Source organism: Luteolibacter ambystomatis, from assembly GCF_018137965.1.
GTDB classification, from domain to species: Bacteria; Verrucomicrobiota; Verrucomicrobiia; order Verrucomicrobiales; family Akkermansiaceae; genus Luteolibacter; species Luteolibacter ambystomatis.
Window position 1 is genome coordinate 3,031,309 of sequence record NZ_CP073100.1, and the last position, 18,587, is coordinate 3,049,895.

At 62.3% G+C, this 18,587-nt stretch carries 17 protein-coding genes; 3 read left to right on the forward strand and 14 right to left on the reverse strand.

The genetic code is table 11. The features are described from left to right. Positions 1-122: 122 nt before the first annotated feature. Complete coding sequence (locus tag KBB96_RS11520) at positions 123-1,088, reverse strand: PLP-dependent cysteine synthase family protein (protein WP_211629591.1); 966 nt, start codon at positions 1,086-1,088, stop codon at positions 123-125. Positions 1,089-1,204: 116 nt separating this feature from the next. Between KBB96_RS11520 and KBB96_RS11525 the strand changes: the two genes are divergently transcribed. Continuing rightward, on the forward strand, positions 1,205-1,912 hold the full coding sequence (locus KBB96_RS11525; protein WP_226373527.1) for a 3-keto-disaccharide hydrolase: 708 nt from the start codon (positions 1,205-1,207) through the stop codon (positions 1,910-1,912). Between the two features lie 277 nt (positions 1,913-2,189). Here KBB96_RS11525 and KBB96_RS11530 read toward each other — a convergent pair whose 3' ends face one another. The 12 genes from KBB96_RS11530 to KBB96_RS11585 all read right to left on the reverse strand — a co-directional run bounded on the left by KBB96_RS11530 (position 2,190) and on the right by KBB96_RS11585 (position 14,547). Then, positions 2,190-3,470, reverse strand: a complete 1,281-nt coding sequence (locus tag KBB96_RS11530) for a dihydroorotase (protein ID WP_211629593.1) — start codon at positions 3,468-3,470, stop codon at positions 2,190-2,192. A gap of 72 nt (positions 3,471-3,542) precedes the next feature. After that, a complete protein-coding gene (locus tag KBB96_RS11535) occupies positions 3,543-4,472 on the reverse strand; it encodes an aspartate carbamoyltransferase catalytic subunit (RefSeq protein ID WP_211629594.1) in 930 nt (309 codons plus the stop codon). Next, positions 4,462-5,025, reverse strand: a complete 564-nt coding sequence (locus KBB96_RS11540) for a hypothetical protein (RefSeq protein ID WP_211629595.1) — start codon at positions 5,023-5,025, stop codon at positions 4,462-4,464. Before KBB96_RS11540 ends, KBB96_RS11535 begins: the two co-directional genes overlap by 11 nt. Positions 5,026-5,033: 8 nt before the next feature. After that, positions 5,034-5,564 (reverse strand): bifunctional pyr operon transcriptional regulator/uracil phosphoribosyltransferase PyrR, encoded by a 531-nt coding sequence (pyrR, locus tag KBB96_RS11545; RefSeq protein WP_211629596.1) that lies wholly within the window; start codon positions 5,562-5,564, stop codon positions 5,034-5,036. 8 nt (positions 5,565-5,572) lie between these two features. Beyond that, positions 5,573-6,826, reverse strand: a complete 1,254-nt coding sequence (gene purD, locus KBB96_RS11550) for a phosphoribosylamine--glycine ligase (RefSeq protein WP_211629597.1) — start codon at positions 6,824-6,826, stop codon at positions 5,573-5,575. A 142-nt stretch (positions 6,827-6,968) separates the two neighbouring features. Beyond that, complete coding sequence (locus tag KBB96_RS11555; protein ID WP_211629598.1) at positions 6,969-7,340, reverse strand: hypothetical protein; 372 nt, start codon at positions 7,338-7,340, stop codon at positions 6,969-6,971. Positions 7,341-8,104: 764 nt separating this feature from the next. Then, positions 8,105-10,651 carry an ATP-dependent Clp protease ATP-binding subunit gene (locus tag KBB96_RS11560; RefSeq protein WP_211629599.1) on the reverse strand — a complete coding sequence of 849 codons (2,547 nt, stop codon included), beginning with the start codon at positions 10,649-10,651 and terminating at the stop codon, positions 8,105-8,107. Beyond that, a complete protein-coding gene (locus tag KBB96_RS11565) occupies positions 10,648-11,775 on the reverse strand; it encodes a protein arginine kinase (RefSeq protein ID WP_226373528.1) in 1,128 nt (375 codons plus the stop codon). The genes KBB96_RS11560 and KBB96_RS11565 overlap by 4 nt, the downstream gene beginning before the upstream one ends. 44 nt (positions 11,776-11,819) lie before the next feature. Further along, positions 11,820-12,275, reverse strand: a complete 456-nt coding sequence (locus KBB96_RS11570) for a UvrB/UvrC motif-containing protein (protein WP_211629600.1) — start codon at positions 12,273-12,275, stop codon at positions 11,820-11,822. 154 nt (positions 12,276-12,429) lie between these two features. Next, positions 12,430-13,299, reverse strand: coding sequence for a branched-chain-amino-acid transaminase (gene ilvE, locus KBB96_RS11575; protein ID WP_211629601.1), 870 nt, complete (start codon positions 13,297-13,299; stop codon positions 12,430-12,432). A gap of 230 nt (positions 13,300-13,529) precedes the next feature. Beyond that, entirely contained in the window at positions 13,530-13,991 is a 462-nt protein-coding gene (locus tag KBB96_RS11580; RefSeq protein WP_211629602.1) for a CYTH domain-containing protein, read from the reverse strand. 7 nt (positions 13,992-13,998) lie between these two features. After that, entirely contained in the window at positions 13,999-14,547 is a 549-nt protein-coding gene (locus KBB96_RS11585; RefSeq protein WP_211629603.1) for a hypothetical protein, read from the reverse strand. 69 nt (positions 14,548-14,616) lie between these two features. Between KBB96_RS11585 and KBB96_RS11590 the strand changes: the two genes are divergently transcribed. Beyond that, complete coding sequence (locus tag KBB96_RS11590; RefSeq protein ID WP_226373529.1) at positions 14,617-15,159, forward strand: 5-formyltetrahydrofolate cyclo-ligase; 543 nt, start codon at positions 14,617-14,619, stop codon at positions 15,157-15,159. A gap of 39 nt (positions 15,160-15,198) precedes the next feature. Continuing rightward, positions 15,199-16,614 (forward strand): sialate O-acetylesterase, encoded by a 1,416-nt coding sequence (locus KBB96_RS11595; RefSeq protein WP_211629605.1) that lies wholly within the window; start codon positions 15,199-15,201, stop codon positions 16,612-16,614. A 19-nt stretch (positions 16,615-16,633) separates the two neighbouring features. Here the strand turns inward: KBB96_RS11595 and KBB96_RS11600 are convergent, their stop codons facing one another. Continuing rightward, positions 16,634-18,496 carry a glycoside hydrolase family 97 protein gene (locus KBB96_RS11600; protein WP_211629606.1) on the reverse strand — a complete coding sequence of 621 codons (1,863 nt, stop codon included), beginning with the start codon at positions 18,494-18,496 and terminating at the stop codon, positions 16,634-16,636. Positions 18,497-18,587: the final 91 nt, after the last annotated feature.

Sequence of the window (18,587 nt, forward strand, 5' to 3'; positions counted from 1 at the left end):
GCTCGGCTGGCAGGACGCACGGCGGTCTTCGCGAACGCTCAAATGGCAACGAGGCACGAAAGGAAAGCGTGGATCACCACCGCCTGAAGTCTCACGACTCCAGCTACGAAGAGACGGACGAACTACGATGTTCGTAGTCCGTCGAAGATCTTGTGTGAGAAGTACCGTTCCATGCGGTCCGGGAACACCGTCACCACCTTCGCTCCCGGCCCCTTTTCACGCAGCACTTCGAGAGCCGCGGCATAATTCAGGCCGGAACTCGGCCCCACCGGATAACCGAGCGACCAAAGCTGCCGGGTGAGATCCAGACAACGGCGGTCGTCGATCCGCCACTCGCGCAGTCCGCCATTGTCTCCGCCTTGCTTCCACGATTCGTAGATCGCGGACAGGCACTCGACCACCCCTGGCACATCCGAACTGAAGGCGAGACTGCAACATTCCGCGTTTCCGCCGAAGACCTCGCCACAGCACGGGATGGCAGCGTGCGCGCTCACGTCACAGCCGGCATCGCGGAACGCTTCCCACAATCCTCGCAGTGTTCCTCCGGTGCCCACACCGCTGACCACGGCGTCCACGGAGCGCCCCTCAACTTGCGACAAGATCTCCGGACCGGTGAAAAGGCGGTGCGCCTCGGTATTGTCCGGATTTTCGAACTGCCGCGATTCAAACCAACCGTTGGTGGCCGCCGCGTCACGGGCGGCTTCCAGCACCCGCGCCATGCCGCCCTCCACGCGGATCACCCGGCCCCCCAGCGCCTCGATCATCAGGCTGCGCTCGCTGGTGGCGGAGGCTGGAATGAATGCCGCGAACTTCATCCCCATCTGCGCGCAGGCCAACGCGAGCGCGATGCTGGTGGAGCCGCTGGAGGCCTCGACCACCGTGTCTCCCGGCTTCAGCACGCCGCGGCGGCGGGCTTTCTCCAGAATATGGCGGGCGATGCGGTCCTTGGTGGAGCCACTGGGATTGAGGAACTCCAGCTTGCACCACACCGGACCCAGCTCCGGATCAAGTGTCACCGCCGCCAGCGGCGTGGGGCCGGTGCGGTGGAGAAATTCACCGGTAGGTGCGGTGGGCGGAACGGAAAGCATTCCGTCATCCCACACCCCCATTTCCCGACAGCCAAGCTGCAATGTTTTCCTGAGTTTTTCGGGCAATCTCGTCTGGTAGCAAGATCATGGCCGGTATAGCCGTTATGATCACGACCATGACACGCACTCTCATTGCTCTCGCCTGCTGTCTCGCCCCGCTCGCTCATGCGGGAGAAAAGCAACTTTTCAACGGCCAGGACCTGACCGGCTGGGAAGGTCAGCCCGGCTTCTGGTCCGTGAAGGACGGCGCCCTCACCGGCCAGACCACCGCCGAGCACCCGGCGAAGGAGAATACCTTCCTGATCTGGAAGGACGGCGAGGTCGCGGATTTCGAACTGACCTTCAAATACCGCATCGTCGATCAGGATGGCGGCACGAAGGGCTTCGGTAACAGCGGCGTGCAGTATCGCAGCCGCATCGTGAAGCCGGAGTACTCCGTGGTCGCCGGCTACCAGGCCGACTTCGAGGTCGGCACCACCTACAGCGGCATCCTCTATGAGGAAAAGGGCCGCGGCATCCTCGCCAAGCGTGGCGAGAAGGTGACCATCACCGATGGCGAGCAACCGGGGAAGCCGAACATCGCCGTCACCGGCCAGCTCGAGAAATCCGAAGACATCCAGGCCGCGATCAAGGGCGGCGAGTGGAACGAATACAAGGTCGTCGCCAAGGGTGGCCACCTCCAGCACTTCATCAACGGTCACCAGACCGTGGACGTGCAGGACAATACCGAGATCGGTGCGCGCAAAGGCGTGATCGCCCTCCAGCTCCACCAGGGCAAGCCGATGACCGTCCAATACAAGGACATCGTGCTGAAGACGGAGTGAAGCAACAGCACATTGTGAATGTTCACAGCGGACCGTGTGGAGATGGCAGGAGCCTCTCTTGCGGTCCGCTTTTCATTTCAAAATGGAAGGGACCGCAGATTTCGCAGATGACACGGATTGAATTCCAGAATCTGATCTCTCAATCAGCGGAATCTGCGTAATCTGTGATCAAATCCACGCGGAGGCTCAAAATCCGACGATCCAGCCTCACAGGATATTTCGACTCTCGCGAGCGCGATGCACCGCCCTCAGCCGCAACTTGGAGAGTTGCGCTACTTCAGCGCTCCAACAGGATCTGATCTCCCAACACCACGAGGTCCACGCGACCCTTCAGCGTCTTGTCGAAGAACGGCGTGTTGCGACTCTTCGACTTCATGAAGTCGAGCGAGAAGGTCGTTTCCGCCTCGGTGTCGAACAAGATCAGATCAGCGGGTCTGCCCTCCTCCACCGGCACGGGCTCAAGGCCCATCATGCGGCGTGGTTCGGCGGAGTAACGCTTCACCACCAGATCCCAACCGAACTTCCCCGTGGCGACGAAGTAGTGATAGAGCGAAACCAGCGCCGTCTCCAGACCGGTGATGCCGTTCGGCGCGCTGACGAAGTCCTGCGACTTCTCAAACGGCGTGTGCGGCGCGTGGTCGGTTGCGATGAGATCGAAGACACCTTCGATGAGCCCTTGCAACAGCGCCTCCGTATCCGCCTTGGTGCGCAGCGGCGGGTTCATCTTGTAGTGGGTGTCGAAATCGCCGATGTCCTCCTCGGTGAAGAGCAGGTGATGCGGTGCGACCTCGGCTGTAACCTTCACATCGCCACGCTGCTTCCACCAGCGGATGGTCTCCATGCCGATCTTGCTGGAAACATGCTGGATGTGAATGTGTGCGCCAGCCGCGTGGGCGAGACGGATGTCACGGTCGATGATGATTTCCTCAGCGGCGGCCGGAGTGCCCTTGATGCCGAGACGGTAGGAAACCACGCCTTCGTTGAGCGCACGCGGACCGGCCAGTTCCGGCACCTCGCAGTGGCTGGCGAAGAACATGCCGAACTCGCTGGCATACTGCATGGCCCGTAGCAACACCGCCGGATCGGCCACGCTGTCGCCGTCATCGGTGAGCATCTTCACGCCCAAGCCACGCATGCCATCGATGCCCGCGAGCTCCTTGCCCGCGCGATCCTTGGTGATGCAGCCGGAGGTGTACACCGGGATGCGGGAATTCTTCGCGGCGCTGTCCAGCACCATGCGGACCACCGGCGCGGAGTCGATGGCGGGCTTGGTGTTCGGCATCATCACGATGCCGGTGATGCCGCCATTGATCGCAGCCTCGGTGCCGGTGGCGATGGTTTCCTTCGCTTCCTGGCCCGGCTCGCGGAAATGCACGTGCGCATCGAACATCGCGGGCATCACGAGACGGCCGTTCGCCTCGATCACCTTCGCCCCTTCCGGCGCGGACAATCCTTTGCCGATGGAACGGATGATGCCTCCCTCCACCAGCACGTCCCCTTCGCGGAGCGTGGCGGAGTCTTCGGAGGCGATGCGGGCGTTGCGGATGAGGAGGGACATGTGGTTATTCGTTAGATGTTAAAGGTTACAAGGAAGAGGAGGCGGGAGAAATCCCCCAATAACAAATAACCTCTAACCAATAACCTCCCCGCCCGGCTTCAGCCAGTAGAGGACGGCCATGCGGACGGCGATGCCGTTCTCGACCTGGTCGTTGATGAGGCTGCGCGAGTAATCGAGCACGCCATCGCAGAGTTCCACACCGCGGTTCACCGGGCCGGGGTGCATAATGTAGAGGCCATCGCCATCGATGCGGCGCAGGCGTTCCTCAGTCACACCATACAGGCGGTGGTATTCGCGGACGCTCGGGAAGTATTGGACGTCCTGACGCTCCATCTGGACGCGGAGCAGATAAACGACATCCGGCTTCCACTTCATCGCTTCCTCGTAGTTCGTGAAGCGCTGGACGTTCTCCGGGCCAACCTTCGGCACCAGCGAACCGGGCCCGAGGTAAGCGACTTCGACTCCGAGCTTCTTGAGGATCGTGCTGGTGGAACGGGCCACGCGGCTGTGAAGGATATCGCCGACGATCAGCACACGCTTGCCGGTGGGATCGGGGAACTTCTCCTTGATCGTGAAGGCATCGAGCAAGGCCTGCGTCGGATGGGCGTGCGCGCCGTCACCGGCGTTGATCACGCTGGCCTTCGTCATGCGGGCGATGGTCGAGGGCAGGCCGGAGCGGCTGTGGCGGACGATGATGTAATCGGTCCGCATCGCCTGGAGCGTCTCCACCGTCTCACGGACGGACTCGCCCTTCACGATGGAGGACGAGGCGACGGCGAAGTTGGTGACGTCCGCGGAGAGCCGGTTGGCCGCGACTTCGAAGGACGAGAGCGTGCGGGTGCTTGGCTCGTAGAACAGGGTGAGAACCGATTTCCCCTTGAGGGCCGGGACCTTTTTGACCGATCGCGTGAAGAGTTCTTTGAAGGGAACGGCTTGGTCGAGGAGGTGGTCGATTTCCTCCCTCTCAAGCGACACGATATCGAGCAAATCCTTACGAGGCATGGACCGGGTTGAGGTTCGGGAACAAGTACAGGGCGGTGAACGCGGCGACAAGCACGGCGATCATCGCCATGAATCCGGCGTGATGCCGCGAGAAAGGTTTCTTCAGGGCGATGTAGAGCGCCACCGGAAAGGCTCCTACTCCGCCCGCCAGCGCGAGCACGTAGCCGAGCCCCAGAAGGAACGGATGCGCGGTCGATAGCTGGAGATGGGAAAGTGCCGGAGACACGCCCGTATTCGCAGCCGTCATCGCCTCATGCCGCCGCATGGTGTCCAGCTCCCGCTCGCTGTGGCGGCGGGTTGGCAGAGCGCTGCCGGAGGCTTTGGCTACCACGGGAGCCGCGTCTTCCTCCGGAGCGGGCTGGCGCTCGGAACGCTTCAGAGAGCGGACCGCTTTTGCGGGTGGGCGCGGGCGTGGCGGCTCGTCGTCGATTTCCGGAGCACTCTCGGGCGGCGCCTCAGTGGAAACATTCGACGGCGATCCCGGAAGCCCCATCTCCTCACGGAGCCTGGCGATTTCCTCGGCCGACTTCTTCCGCTGGGGCAGCGCGCTCATGGGTTCATTTATTTGGATCCGGGTTCGACCACTTCGATGAAATCCTTGCCGTCGGTATTCTCCAACGAAACGTAGACGTGGTCGAGACGGTTCGTCTCCAGCACCAGGCCGACGTAATCCGGCTGGATCGGCATTTCGCGGTGGCCGCGGTCGATCAAGGCAGCCAGTTCGACCCGGCCGGGACGCCCCCAATCGGAGAGGGCATCCAGCGCGGCACGGATGGTGCGGCCGGTGAAAAGCACGTCATCCACGAGAATGATGTGCGCGCCATCGACAGTGAAAGGGATGTCGCTTTCCTGGAGCTTCGGATTCTCGTGGAGATGCTCGAAGTCATCGCGGTAGAGCGAGATGTCGAGAATGCCGAGATCAAGCTCGCGGTCTTCATCGGCGAGGAGATTGCAAAGGCGCTCCGCGACCTCGTCGCCGCGGCTGCGGATGCCCACGAGGGCGATCGGCTTGCCCTCGGTGCGGGTGCGGATCGCATCGGCCAGAGTCTCGACCGCTTGCGCGATTTCTTCGGCGGAAAGGGTGCGGTTCATGGAGGAAATCATTCGAAATGCATGATGCCGATGTCCCGGCGGCGTTGCGAGCCGGGGAACGTGACGAGATCGGTGGCGGCGTGGGCCCTGCTTACGGCCTCCTCGCGGGACTCCGCCCCGGCCACCACGGCGAGCACGCGGCCGCCATTCGTCTCCCAATCGCCCTCGCAGGTCTTGCGGGTGCCGGCATGGTAAACGCGCGCGCCATCCACGAAATCGAGGCCGCTGATGCGGTCGCCGCTGTGGGAGCTTTCCGGATAACCGGCGGAAGCGAGGATCACGCACACGCTCCAGCCCTCGCTGAAGCGGATCAGCTCCGGGGCCAGTTCGCCCTTCGCGCCCGCGAGGCAGAAGCCCGCGAGATCCCCGGACACCAGCGGCATCACCGCCTGGCACTCCGGATCGCCGAAGCGGCAGTTGTATTCGATCACCTTCGGCCCCTGCGGAGTGAGCATCAGGCCGAAGTAGAGGAAGCCGCGGTAGGGCAGGCCATCGTGACGCAAGCCGAGCACGGTGGGGGAAACGATGTCGCGCTCGATGGTTTCGAGCAGGTGGACGTCGATCAGTCGGCGGCTGGCGACCGCGCCCATGCCACCGGTGTTCGGACCGGCGTCCCCTTCTCCGATGCGCTTGTAATCGCGCGCCGGGGTGAAAATCAGGAAGCCGTCATCCACCACGGCGGCAAAGATGGAAACTTCCGGGCCGGTCAGGCATTCCTCGACCAGAAGGCGGCCTTCGCCAAAGCGGCGCTCGACCAGCACTTCCTTCAGGAACTCCTCCGCGGATGCTTCATCCGGACAAACCGCCACGCCCTTGCCCGCGGCGAGGCCATCGAACTTCAGCACGGTCGGGTAGACGCCGTTGATGGCGGCGCGAGCTTCCTCGATGGTGTCCACCACCGTGACCGCGGCTGTCGGAATCTTGTGGCGGAACAGGAACTGCTTCGCGAACTCCTTGCTGGCCTCAAGCTGGGCGGACTGTTTGTGCGGTCCCCAGCACGGGATGCCTGCCTGCTCGCAGAGATTGGCGAGGCCCTCGTTTTTCACGAGATAGCTTTCCTCACCGGCCACGCAGAGGTCGATGGCATTGGCCTTCATCCACCCGACGAGGGATTCGAGGCCATCGGCGGGGACGGGCCGGGCGATTTCCAAGATCGCATCGCTGCCCGGGAAGCAGAACAGCTCCGGAGCCCCCGGGGATTCCGCCAACGCGCGAACCAGCGCGTGTTCACGCCCGCCTTTGCCAACAACCAGAATTTTCATCCGGGCCGGTTTTCCGGGAAAGCGACGGAAGACGCAACCCCGGAGAACGAGGGGTCGGACATTCGTGGCTCTTCCTTTGGTAGCCGATGTCGTGAGACTTCGGGCGGGGATTACTTCGGGCCTCCCTGACACCCCCAGTCACTCAAAACGATCCCGGATCATCCACCTTCGGATCCCGGGGCTGGAAATAGACCGGTAGCGGCCGGTCAGGATAACGTTTCAATCTTTGGAACGAAGTGACAGCCATCCCCGCCCCCGAAATGATCGAACCGAAGGTCACCACGATCCATCCGCCGAAATTCAACGCGCTGACCAGCGTGGCAACCGTCACCACCAAGCCGATCGCAAACAAACCGATGCCCGCGAAAAGCCGGAACTGGAAGTGATCCCTCAGCTTCTGGTTCAACAACGCGCCATCCCGCAGGCCCGCCGGATTATATTTCACCTCGATCTCCCGCACCGCTGCGCAGGCCCACTCGCGGGACCAACCATCCTTTTCCAACTCAAGAGCCACGTGGCAAGGCGTCGAAGCCTTCAGTCTCTCCCGAAGTTTCGAGCTATTGGAAGCAACGGTCATCTCATAACTCTGTCCCGCAGTCAGCATCGGAGCGAATCTTGGTGAGCAAGCGCGCCGAAATGCAATATCGGGATAAATTGACAATCGCTCCTATCAGGAGGTGGGAAAAGGAAGCGGCCCGACCGATAAACCTCAGGAAAAACCCATTAAACCTGGAGGCTCTTCGGCCGGACCGCCTTGTGTGTCGCGACACAGGACTATACGCAGATCCGGGACCACTTTATCGATTATTTTTCCAGCGACATTTTCCACCCGATGAGGTTTGCCAAAGAGGGTTGGAATGAAGTCCCCGACGTAATGAGCCCGCCTCCAGAGGTAGGGCGATCTCGCCGAGAGCGCCGGGTCTGAAACTCCGCTCGCGATTCATGGCCCACCCTTGAAGATTGTTGGGGGACGATGCTTCATCCGCCATCCCTCCATCGCTCCCCGGACGCCTCGGCGAGGCTTCCCTACCTTCTGAAACGCCCACCTAAAAAGAAGCGGCCCGACCGATAAACCTCAGGAAAAACCCAATAAACCTGGAGGCTCTTCGGTCGGACCGCCTTGGTCGTCGCGACGCCGGGGCTATAGGCAGAGACCGGCCTGCTTGGTCAATGGATTTTTTTCGGATTTTTCGAGGGGAAACAAAAAACCGGCCGGAGTTCCCTCCGGCCGGTTCGCAGATGGTAGAAGACGCTTGGCGGTTGGAAACCGCCGCCACGTTATGGCATCGGCACGTTGGCTTCGTCCGGAGCGGATTTGGCTTCGACCGGGAGGAACAGGAGTTCGTCGGTCTCGCCACGGCGGACCACCTGGACGGTGTCGCCAGCCTTGATGTCGCCGCGGAGCAACGCTTCGGCCAGCGGGTCTTCCAGGTAGCGCTCCACCGCACGGCGCATCGGACGCGCGCCGTAGGACGGATCGTAACCCTTCACGATGAGCAGGTCGCGGGCACCTTCGGTGAGCTCCATGATCATGTCCTTTTCCTTGAGACGCTTGACCAGCTTGCTGACTTCGAGATCGACGATCTGCGAGAGATCCTTCTTCTCGAGCATGTGGAAGACCACGAGGTCATCGAGGCGGTTGAGGAACTCCGGTTTGAAGTAGCGCTTCGACTCCTCCATGATCTTCTCCTTCATGCCTTCGAAGTCGGCTTCGTCCGAGGTCATGGCACCGAAACCAAGGGTGGTCTGGCGCTTGATGGACGAGGCCCCGACGTTGGAGGTCAGGATGATGATCGTGTTGCGGAAGTCGATCTTGCGGCCCAGCGAGTCGGTGACCATGCCTTCCTCCAGGATCTGGAGCAGGAGGTTCATCACATCCGGGTGCGCCTTCTCGACTTCGTCGAAGAGCACGACCGAGTACGGGCGGCGGCGGACGGCTTCGGAAAGCTGGCCACCTTCCTCATAGCCGACGTAGCCCGGAGGCGAGCCGATGAGGCGGCTGGAGGTGAATTTCTCCATGTACTCGGACATGTCGATCTGGATAAGCGCATCCGCATCGCCGAACATGAACTCGGCGAGGTTGCGGGCCAGATAGGTCTTGCCGACACCGGTCGGGCCGAGGAACAGGAACGAACCGATCGGGCGGCGCGGGTCCTTGAGGTCGGCACGCGAGCGGCGCAGCGCCTTGGAGATCGCCTTGACCGCCTCGTCCTGGCCGATCACGCGGCCCTGGAGCTCGGACTCCATCTTGAGGAGCTTCTCGGTTTCCTTCTCCTCCATGCGGCGGAGCGGGACGCCGGTCCACTTCGAGACGACGGCCATGATGTCATCATCGGTGACGGTGACGACGGTTTCCTCGGACTTGGCGCGCCAGTTCTTGAGGGTGTCCTCAAGTTCCTTTTTGGCGTGCTTTTCCGAATCGCGGAGCGCGGCGGCTTTCTCGAAGTCCTGCTCACTGATGGCGGCAACCTTGTCGCGGTTGATCTGCTCGATGTTCGCCTCGAGTTGCTTGATCTCCGGCGGGCGGGTCATCTGGCCGATACGCGCGCGGGCTCCGGCTTCATCGAGCACGTCGATGGCCTTGTCCGGCAGGAAGCGTCCGGTGAGGTAGCGCGAGGTGAGGCGGACGGAGGCCTCCACGGCTTCCGGGGTGAACCGGGCCTTGTGGTGGGTCTCGTACTTCTCCTGCAGGCCCTGCATGATCTTGATGGCATCGTCCACGGAGGGCTCGTCCACCTTGACCTGCTGGAAGCGGCGCTCAAGCGCGGCATCCTTCTCGATGTACTTGCGGTACTCGTTGAGGGTGGTCGCGCCGACGACCTGGAGCTCCGAGCGGGAAAGCGCGGGCTTGATGATGTTCGAGGCATCCATCGCGCCTTCCGCCGAACCGGCACCCACGATGGTGTGCAACTCGTCGATGAAGAGGATGACGTTCTTCACCTTGCGGATCTCGTCCATCACCGCCTTGATACGCTCCTCAAACTGGCCGCGGTACTTCGTGCCTGCCACCATGAGGGCGAGGTCGAGCGTCACGACCTTTTTGTCGCGCAGGATTTCCGGCACATTGCCCGAGGCGATCTCCTGGGCGAGGCCTTCCACGATGGCGGTCTTGCCAACGCCGGCCTCACCGACGAGCACCGGGTTGTTCTTGGTGCGGCGGCACAGGATCTGGATGACACGCTCGATCTCCGGCTCACGGCCGATGACCGGATCGAGTCCGCCTTCGCGGGCGAGCTTGGTGAGGTCGCGGCCGAACGCGCGGAGGGCGGGAGTCTTCGACTTGCCTTCCGTTTCGGGCGCTTCGGATTCGCTCTTCACTTCTTCCTCCTCTTCGAAAGGACCGTCGTCGTCCTCGATCTCGTCGTCATCATCTTCATGATCAGGCGAGAAGTTCGGATCGATCTCGGCGAGAATCTCGTTGCGGGTGCGCTGGATGTCCACGTCCAGCCGCTTCAGGACGCGGGCGGCCACGCCCTCGCCCTCGCGGAGCAGGCCGAGCAGCAGGTGCTCGGTGCCCACGTAGGAATGGTTGAGCGCCTTGGCCTCCTTGTTGGCCAGCGCCAGCACCTTCTTCACGCGCGGGGTGTAGGGGATGTTTCCGGGAGCCTTCTGGGGCGCGCCGGAGCCGACCTCTTTCTCCACCTCCATGCGGACGGTTTCGAGGTCGAGACCCATTCGTTCGAGAACATTGACCGCCACTCCCTGGCCCAGCTTGATCAGCCCGAGCAACAGGTGCTCGGTGCCGACATAGGAGTGGTTGAAGCGGTCCGCTTCCTTGCGCGCGAGCGCAAGGACCTGTTGGGCGCGTGGGGTGAAGTTGTTCATGCGTCGCCGGAAGTTTCGGGGGTGTTGGGATTGTCCCCGTTTCTGGTTGTAGGACGAATATCAGGGGGTGGAAGAGAATGCAACCGGGAGCGAATGATTTCCGCGCGAATTGCATCACGCTCCTCGGGCGAAAGCTTGCGTCCGCTGTGCAATTGAAGATGCGCCGGCTGGATGTCCATCAGCAGCGCGTCCGCAAGACGCATCGTGTCGTTTGTAAAGAAGCCGAGGTCGGAGCCAAGGCGCAGCAGCGAGACGTGATTCAGAGCTTCCTTGGAATCAATGACCCACGCATGGCGCAACACGCCGTATGCGCGGCCGATCTTGTCCGCGACCATGTCCGGATCATCCTCCAACAGCTTCTCGCGGGCGTTCCGCTCATGCTCGGCGACCTGTGAGATCACTCGCTCAAGACGCCGGATGATGGTATCTTCACTCTCGCCCAACGTGGACTGATTGGAAATTTGGTACAAATTTCCAAGCGATTCGGTGCCCTCTCCATAGATGCCGCGCACCGCCAGACCAATCTTGTTCACAGCCTGGAGGACCTGGCCGATCTGGTCGCTGAGGACGAGGCCGGGCAGATGAAGCATGGCGGAAGCGCGCAGACCGGTGCCGAGATTGGTCGGGCAGGTGGTGAGATAACCCAGCTTCGGGTCGAAGGCATAGGGCAGCGCCTGGGCGAGTTCATCGTCCAAGGCGGAGAGCCCCTCATACGCCTCGCGGAGTTCGAGGCCCGGACGGATCGCCTGCATGCGGAGATGATCCTCCTCATTCAACATGAGGCTGTACATCTGGCGGCGCTCGATCACGGCGGCGGAGCCATCACCACGGGCGGCGTGCTCGCGGGAAATCAGGTGGCGCTCCACCAGCACCTGCTTCTGCACGGAGCTGAGATCGCTGAGCGTCTGGGAAAAGCCGTCCTTCATCGGGGCCAGTCCTTCCACGGCGGGACGCAACTCCTCCAGCGTGGCGGCGCGTTGCTCGCGGGTGGCCCAGCCAGGGAACGGCTCGTCACGCAGGTTGCGGGCGAGCCGGATGCGGGAGGTGAGAACGACGCTGTTGTCGGCATTCGCGCCGGTCATCCAATCGGCGGGATACTTGATCAGCGTGGAGAAACGCATCATATGCGGAACAGAGGGTCAGGGGTGTAATAGCGGAAAGCGTGCCATCAACCGGAAATGCCGGTGTGAAGCTCGATCTGGCGGATTTCATCCCGCAAGCCGGCGGCCTCCTCGTAATTCTCGGCGGCCACGGCCTGGTCGAGGCGGGCGCGCAACTCCTCCAGCCGCTGGTCACGGACCTGCTGCTCCATGAGGCCCTTCGGCACCTTGCCGACGTGCAGGCTGCCCTTGTGCATGCCACGGAGAATGCCGGTCAACTCGTCGTTGAAGGTCTTGTAGCACTCGCTGCAGCCGAACCGGCGCACGCGGCGGAGGTCTTCCAGTGTGAATCCACAGGCCGGACATTGCTTCCCGCCGCCCGCGGTGACCGGAGCGTGGGTCTGGGTCACGACCGTCTTTTGACCGGGCATTCCACCGAGCAGGGCATCCGCCAGCGAGAATCCCGTGGGGTCGGTCACCCCGCGCTCCTGCGCGCACGACTCACACAGACAGACCTTTTTCATCTGCCCGTCAACGAGTTGCGTAAGGAAAACGGATGCTTTTTTGTCGCAGAAGTCGCAGACCATGCCTGAGAGAAGCTAAAACCCCCTGAGCCCGATGCGAAATGAAAACTTCGCGCAGGGTGAGGGTTTTTAGCATTCCGGGAGCCGGAAAGGCTCAGTAAACCGGCGTTCCGGTCGAATTCGCCTCCTCACGGAAGGCTTCGATGAAGCGCTTGGTGAGCGGGCCGGGCTTGCCATCGCCGATCTGGCGGCGGTCCAGCGAGATCACGGGGACCACCTCGGCGGCGGTGCCGGTGAGGAAACACTCGTCCGCGATGAAAATGTCGTAGCGGGTCAGCGACTGCTCGCGGACCTCGACGCCCAACTTGCCAGCCACCTGGAGGATCACCGAGCGGGTGATGCCATCGAGGCCGCCGTCCGAGATCAGCGGGGTGAGCAGCACGCCGTTCTTCAGGAGGAAAATATTGTCGCCTGTGCACTCGGCCACGTAGCCCTGCTCGTTGAGCATGATGGCTTCGAGGGCGTTGGCCTGGATCGCCTCGATCTTCGCCATGATGTTGTTCAGGTAGTTCAGCGACTTGACCTGCGGCATCAGGGCGGCCGGAGCCGGACGGCGGGTGGCGCAGGTGATCAGCGCGAGGCCGTTGTCGTAGTGCTCCTTGGGGTAAAGCTGGATGGTGGAGGCGATGATGAACATCGACGCCTTCGGACAAAGATAGGGGTTCAGGCCCAGACCGCCGGTGCCGCGGGTGACCACGAGGCGGATGTAGCCATCCTTCAGGCCGTTCGCCGCCACGGTCTCAACGGTGGCCTTGATGACCTCTTCGTAGGTCCACGGGATGGTCAGCACGATGGCCTTGGCGGAGTCGAACAGGCGGCGGATGTGCTCTTCCAGACGGAAGACGCGGCCGTTGTAAATGCGGATGCCTTCGAAGACGCCGTCCCCGTAGAGGACCGCGTGGTCAAACACGGAGATTTTCGCTTCGGATTCATCCACCAGGTTGCCATCGAGCCAGATTTTCATGCGGGGTGGGGAGCGTAGCGGCGGAACTCCGGCTGGCAAGCCACTTAGGCTGCGACATTCATACGGGATTTCCGGAATACCCCGGGCATTGGGACCACGGATTACACGAATTGAACGGATGAAGAGAGGGACCGCAGATGACGCGGATTCCGCAGATCGAATGGACCAAGAGGCGCTTTAAAAACCAGAGCCATCTGCGAAATCTGCAGTCCGGTCTCTTCCCTATGTCCCTACCACTCCTTGAACGGCATCCGGACGAGGTGGGAGTTCAGGTAGCGCGGATCGTCGGAAACCTCGTCCCCCACCCACTCCGGCAGCGGGACTTTCACGTCCTCCGAGTCCATCTCGATCTCGGCGACGATCAGGCCGTCATTGTCGCCATGGAAAACGTCCACTTCCCACACATGCCCGGCGTAGCCGACGCGGTAGCGGATCTTATCGATCACCGCGCCGGTGCAAAGCGCCAGCAGTTCCCGCGCCTCATGTGCCGGGATGGTGTATTCGAATTCCTGCCGCACCAGTCCCTGCGCGCGGCCCTTGATGGTGAGCCACGCTTCATCCCCGGCAAGACGCACGCGAACGGTGCGGTCCGGATCGAGGCTCAGGTACCCCTGAGTCATCCGCTTACCGGTCGCGCCGTGATTCCATCCGGAGCCGGTCACCAGAAACTTGCGCTCGATCTCCCGGCCCATGGCGGTATCAGGGAGTCTGCCCTTCGGCGGGCTTTTCCTTCGGCTTGTAATCGGTGACGGCAACCCAATCGACCGGGCCCTTGTCGAGCCGCTGGGTCTCGCTGGCGTACACGGCGTCCTCGTTCTTCGGGTCCATGCCGGCCGCCAGTTCGATGAAAATCCGGGAAAGCTGGGAGTTCTCGTCGCCGCCCTGCTTCTGGAGCAACTGGCCGCGGGTGATCAGCAGACGGGCGAGCACCTGCGGGCTGTAATCACCGGTGGCCGCATCCGGGATCACGCCCTTGCCAAGCTGGAAGGTGGTGACCAGCGCCTTGCGGTTGCGCGGAGAAAGATGCAGCGCCACCGCCAGCAAACGGCGGGCTTCCTCAAGGGAAGTGGGCGAAGCCTTCGCCTGGATCACGCGGTTGGTGGCATAACTGGCGAGGTTGGTGGCGTAGTCCTCACGCTCGCTGTCGAGCATGCCGAGGTCATTGGTGAACATCCCCTTCCCCACCTTCGGCGGAGCCCAGGTAAACGGCTTTGCCTCCTCGGCGCCGGACACCGACGCGAGAGCCATCAACACGACCGCAGCTTGCCACGCACCCCTCATGGCCGATAACCTCGAAAGCGCTCCGGCGCTTGGCAAGTGGCAAATCCCGAGACATTCCCGAACAAATCCGCGCTCCGCACCGAAATGCGGCGGCGTCTCCGTGAGATACCGGGCGATTCAGCCGTGCTCCGCGAGGCGATCTCCGCATGGCTGGACGCGCATCCGGAGGCGCGCGTGATCGCCTCCTTCGCCGCACTGCCGGGAGAACCCGATCTGCTGCCATTGGTCGCCATACATCCGGAACGCATGTGGGTTTTCCCCACCGTTCGTGGCGAGCATCTCACGTTTCATCCGGTGGCGGACACCGCCGCTGATTTCGAGGCCGGCTCCTTCGGCATTCGTGAGCCTGCGGCATCGCTGCCAACGATGCCGCACCGGGACATCGATGTATTCCTCTGTCCGGGACTCGCATTCACAAACTCCGGCGGTCGGCTGGGCCGAGGCCGCGGCTTCTACGATCGGATGCTGGCTCTCGCCCGGCCCGATACGATCAAGCTCGGCGTTTGCTTCCCCTTCCAGATCACCGCCAACATCTTTCCCGAGCCCCACGATGTTTCCATGAGCGGGATCATCTGTTGAAAAGAAAGAACAGGAGATGCCGCGCGGTAGCCACCAGCCGTGAAATCCTTGTCCGCCTTGATCCCGCTCGTCCTTGCGACCACTGCCGCCGCACGGCCTGTCACCATCGTCAACCCGGGCTTCGAGGCAGACGCCATCGCAGGAGAAAACGCCCCGAGTTTCGAAGCCCGCGCCACCGCCCCCTCGGGATGGAGCTATGTGGAAGGCGTCGGGGGCATTTGCGGACTCCTGGACCCGAAGGCATCGACCGCTGCCGGAAAGCCGGACTTCTACCCCCCTGCCGTCACGGGCACGGAAGGATCGCGGGTATGCTTCTTTTTCAAGAACGGAGCGATCCGGCAGACCCTTGGCGAGAAACTCGCACCCAATACCACCTATACCCTCAGCGTGGCCAGTGGCACGCGCCTCAAGGGAGCCTTCGGCGGCTACAGCATCGTCCTCGACACCACGTCAGGCGCACTCGTCGGTTCGTGGACCGGCGCGAATCACAATATCGCGAAACCCGGCTCCTTCGCCGCCACCTCCCGCAGCTTCACCACCGGTCCCAATCCACCCGGACTTGGCGAAAGCCTGCGCATCACCCTTGCGCAGGAACCTGGCAAACCGGATGCCGACGACTACGCCGATCTCGACGACGTGCGCCTCATGGCGGTTTCAGCCGCAACCCGTCCAACCAAGTGCCCGGTGGACGTCTTTTTCGTGGCGGGGCAATCGAACGCCCACGGCTGGAAGGCGGATGCGACCGCGCTCAGCCCTAACAACCGGCACTATGCAGACACCCCCGATTCGCGTGCGCTGCTGGCATACCGCGAACGGAACCTTCCCGAGCCAGTCGACTGCACCGGCTCCATCGGGCTCCTCGGGGTACAGGGCGCTGGCTTCGGCGGATATTTCAGCGGCTTCGGTCCGGAGTTGTCCCTCGGCAGCGATCTGGCCAAGGGAGTCAACGGACGTGTCGCCATCATCAAGTATGCGATCGGCAGCGCCGGCCTGGAACAGAATTTCATCAAAGCCCACCCAACCGCGAAGCCCCACTACGAAGCGATGCTCGCCCACTTCCGTTCCTCGCTGGCGGAACTGCAGAAGCAGGGCTTAGAACCGCAGATGAAGGGCCTGTTCTGGCTCCAGGGTGAAACGGATTCAGGCGGTGGCGAAGCCGCGCGATATGGCGAGAACATGAAGCGGTTCATCGCCGACTTGCGGGTGGACCTCGGCGCTCCGCAACTGCGCTTCTTCCTCACCGAGATCAACGGCCAGATGCCAGCCCTCAAGCCACGCGCGGGCGTCGCCCAGGTCAATGAGGGAATGAAGGCATGTGCCGCCGCCGATCCTCTCGTCCGGTTCATTCCCGTCAGTGACATCGACAGTGGCTTCGCGGATGCCATCCACTACAGCGCGGATCAGGAGATCGAGATCGGCCGACGCTGGGCCAAGGCATGGCTTGGCACGAAATAAAGGCGGTTGCTTTGCGGGGTCATCGTGCCGTGAGAATCACGGCGAATCCGTTGCCCGCTGCGACCTCGCGTTTGAGGACCGTCTTTGCATTCACCTCCAGCTTGTCGATGGCCACGTGAGTGAGAGTGGACACGGCAGGATCATCGCGAAACACCTCCGCCTGATACGTCTTCGCCGGATCAAGGAAAGCCAGCGGCACCTCGAACGTGCGTGCGGAGTTTCCGTTCAATCCACCCACAAACCAGACGTCCCCCTTGCGACGCGCGATGGTGACATGCGTGTCCGGATGGCCGTCCAGCACCCGCGTTTCATCCCAGGTCGTTGGCAGGCGATCAAAGAACGAAAGCTCCGGCACTTCCTGGATCACGGGTTTGGTCGGCCCTGCCTGACCCACGCCGGGTGAACCCATCGGACGATCATACCAGTAAAGCATCTGCCACGGGCTGAAGATGCATACGGCCTTCGCAAGCTGCGAGGCATGCGAACCCATCTTCTCCGTGACACGTGGCGCGAAGTAGCAGTTCGTCTGATCCGCCGCTCCGGCGAGACAGCGGGTGAAGATCGTCTTGAGCACGTCTATGTTCGGCACGCTTTCCTCATCGCCGCGGATGCCTTCCTGAGTGAGAAGATTGGGCCACGCGCGCGAGACGCCGGTGGGGCGGTATTCATCGTGGATGTCCACCATCAGCTTGTGCTCCGCGCACTTCGCCACCGCCTTGTGAAGCCATGCCGTATCACCCTGCGGTCCGACCTTGACGAAGCCGAACTTGATGCCCGCCGCGCCCCACGATTGGTAGAGCGGCGCGATCTCATCGATCTGCCGGGTCAGCGCGATCTGGTTCACATAGAGGATCACGCCGATGCCCTTTTGCTTTCCGTAAGCGATCACCATCTGGAGATCGAGCGGACCGGGAGAGCGCGCGGGATCGAGATCCACCTTCGTGGCATCGGATGAAGCGGAGCCTTCCGGTCCGTACCATCCCGCATCAAAGAGGATGTGCTGCAAACCGTGCGCCGCGGCGAAATCGATGCAGGCCTTGCCGCCCTGCGTGGTGAGCGACGCCTCGCGGATCACCTTGCCGGGACGAATCCATGAGATGTCGGCGATCTTGGAAGGCTCGTTCAAATTCAAGATGAACCCGCTGTCCTGCAACAGCGCCGCCGGGCTGCCCCCCACCCGCACGTAACGCCACGGGCTCGTGAAGGAATCCGTGAAAGCAACGCCGCCCGCCAACTTGGCGCGCAACGTCACCGCGCCATCGGACACAAACTTCATCCGCGCTCCATCGACCAATCCGGCTTCGCCAATGGCAGCAAAGAGATCCGGTGCGAGCTGGGCGAACAGCGGTCGCTCAACCTGCCCCTTTACCTCGGAGATCAACTGCCTGGTGATCGGGCCCTGTGCGGTCGTGGAGGTCCACACCTGCGTAGCTTCCGGCAAAGTGAATGAGGTTGCTTCATCCGTCACGGTGCCATCCCCCGCCAAAAGATATCGCCATGCGACTCCCGTGTCATACGCACGCACCTGAAGCTTCACCTCAGGCAACCCTGCTTCGGTGGGAATGATCGGCAGCGTTTCCTCACGGCAGCGATCCTGTACGGTAGAGGCTTCGCCGAAAGAGTTCGACCAGGTCGTATCGATGTCCTTCGCATCCATCTTTCCAAGCGTGCCGCGCGCGGCCACAACTCCGACACCGCGCAACTCCAACCCGAGGTCGCCATGATTCACCACCGTGCGGCCACCGGAGGTCAGACCGTAAACGAGCTCTCCCGTGGTCTCGTTCTTCTCCAGCGTGAAGACCGATCTCCCACCCGGACTTCTGACGGTGCGCAGGGTCGCGTAATCGGCCGCCGATGCGGAAGCGGCGGAAAGCAGCAGCATGCAAAACAAGTTCCAGATCATGACGAATGGCTTGGACCCTGCATGCCATTTCATGCGGGAGTCCATCGGAAACCCCCTTCCTGCAACGTTT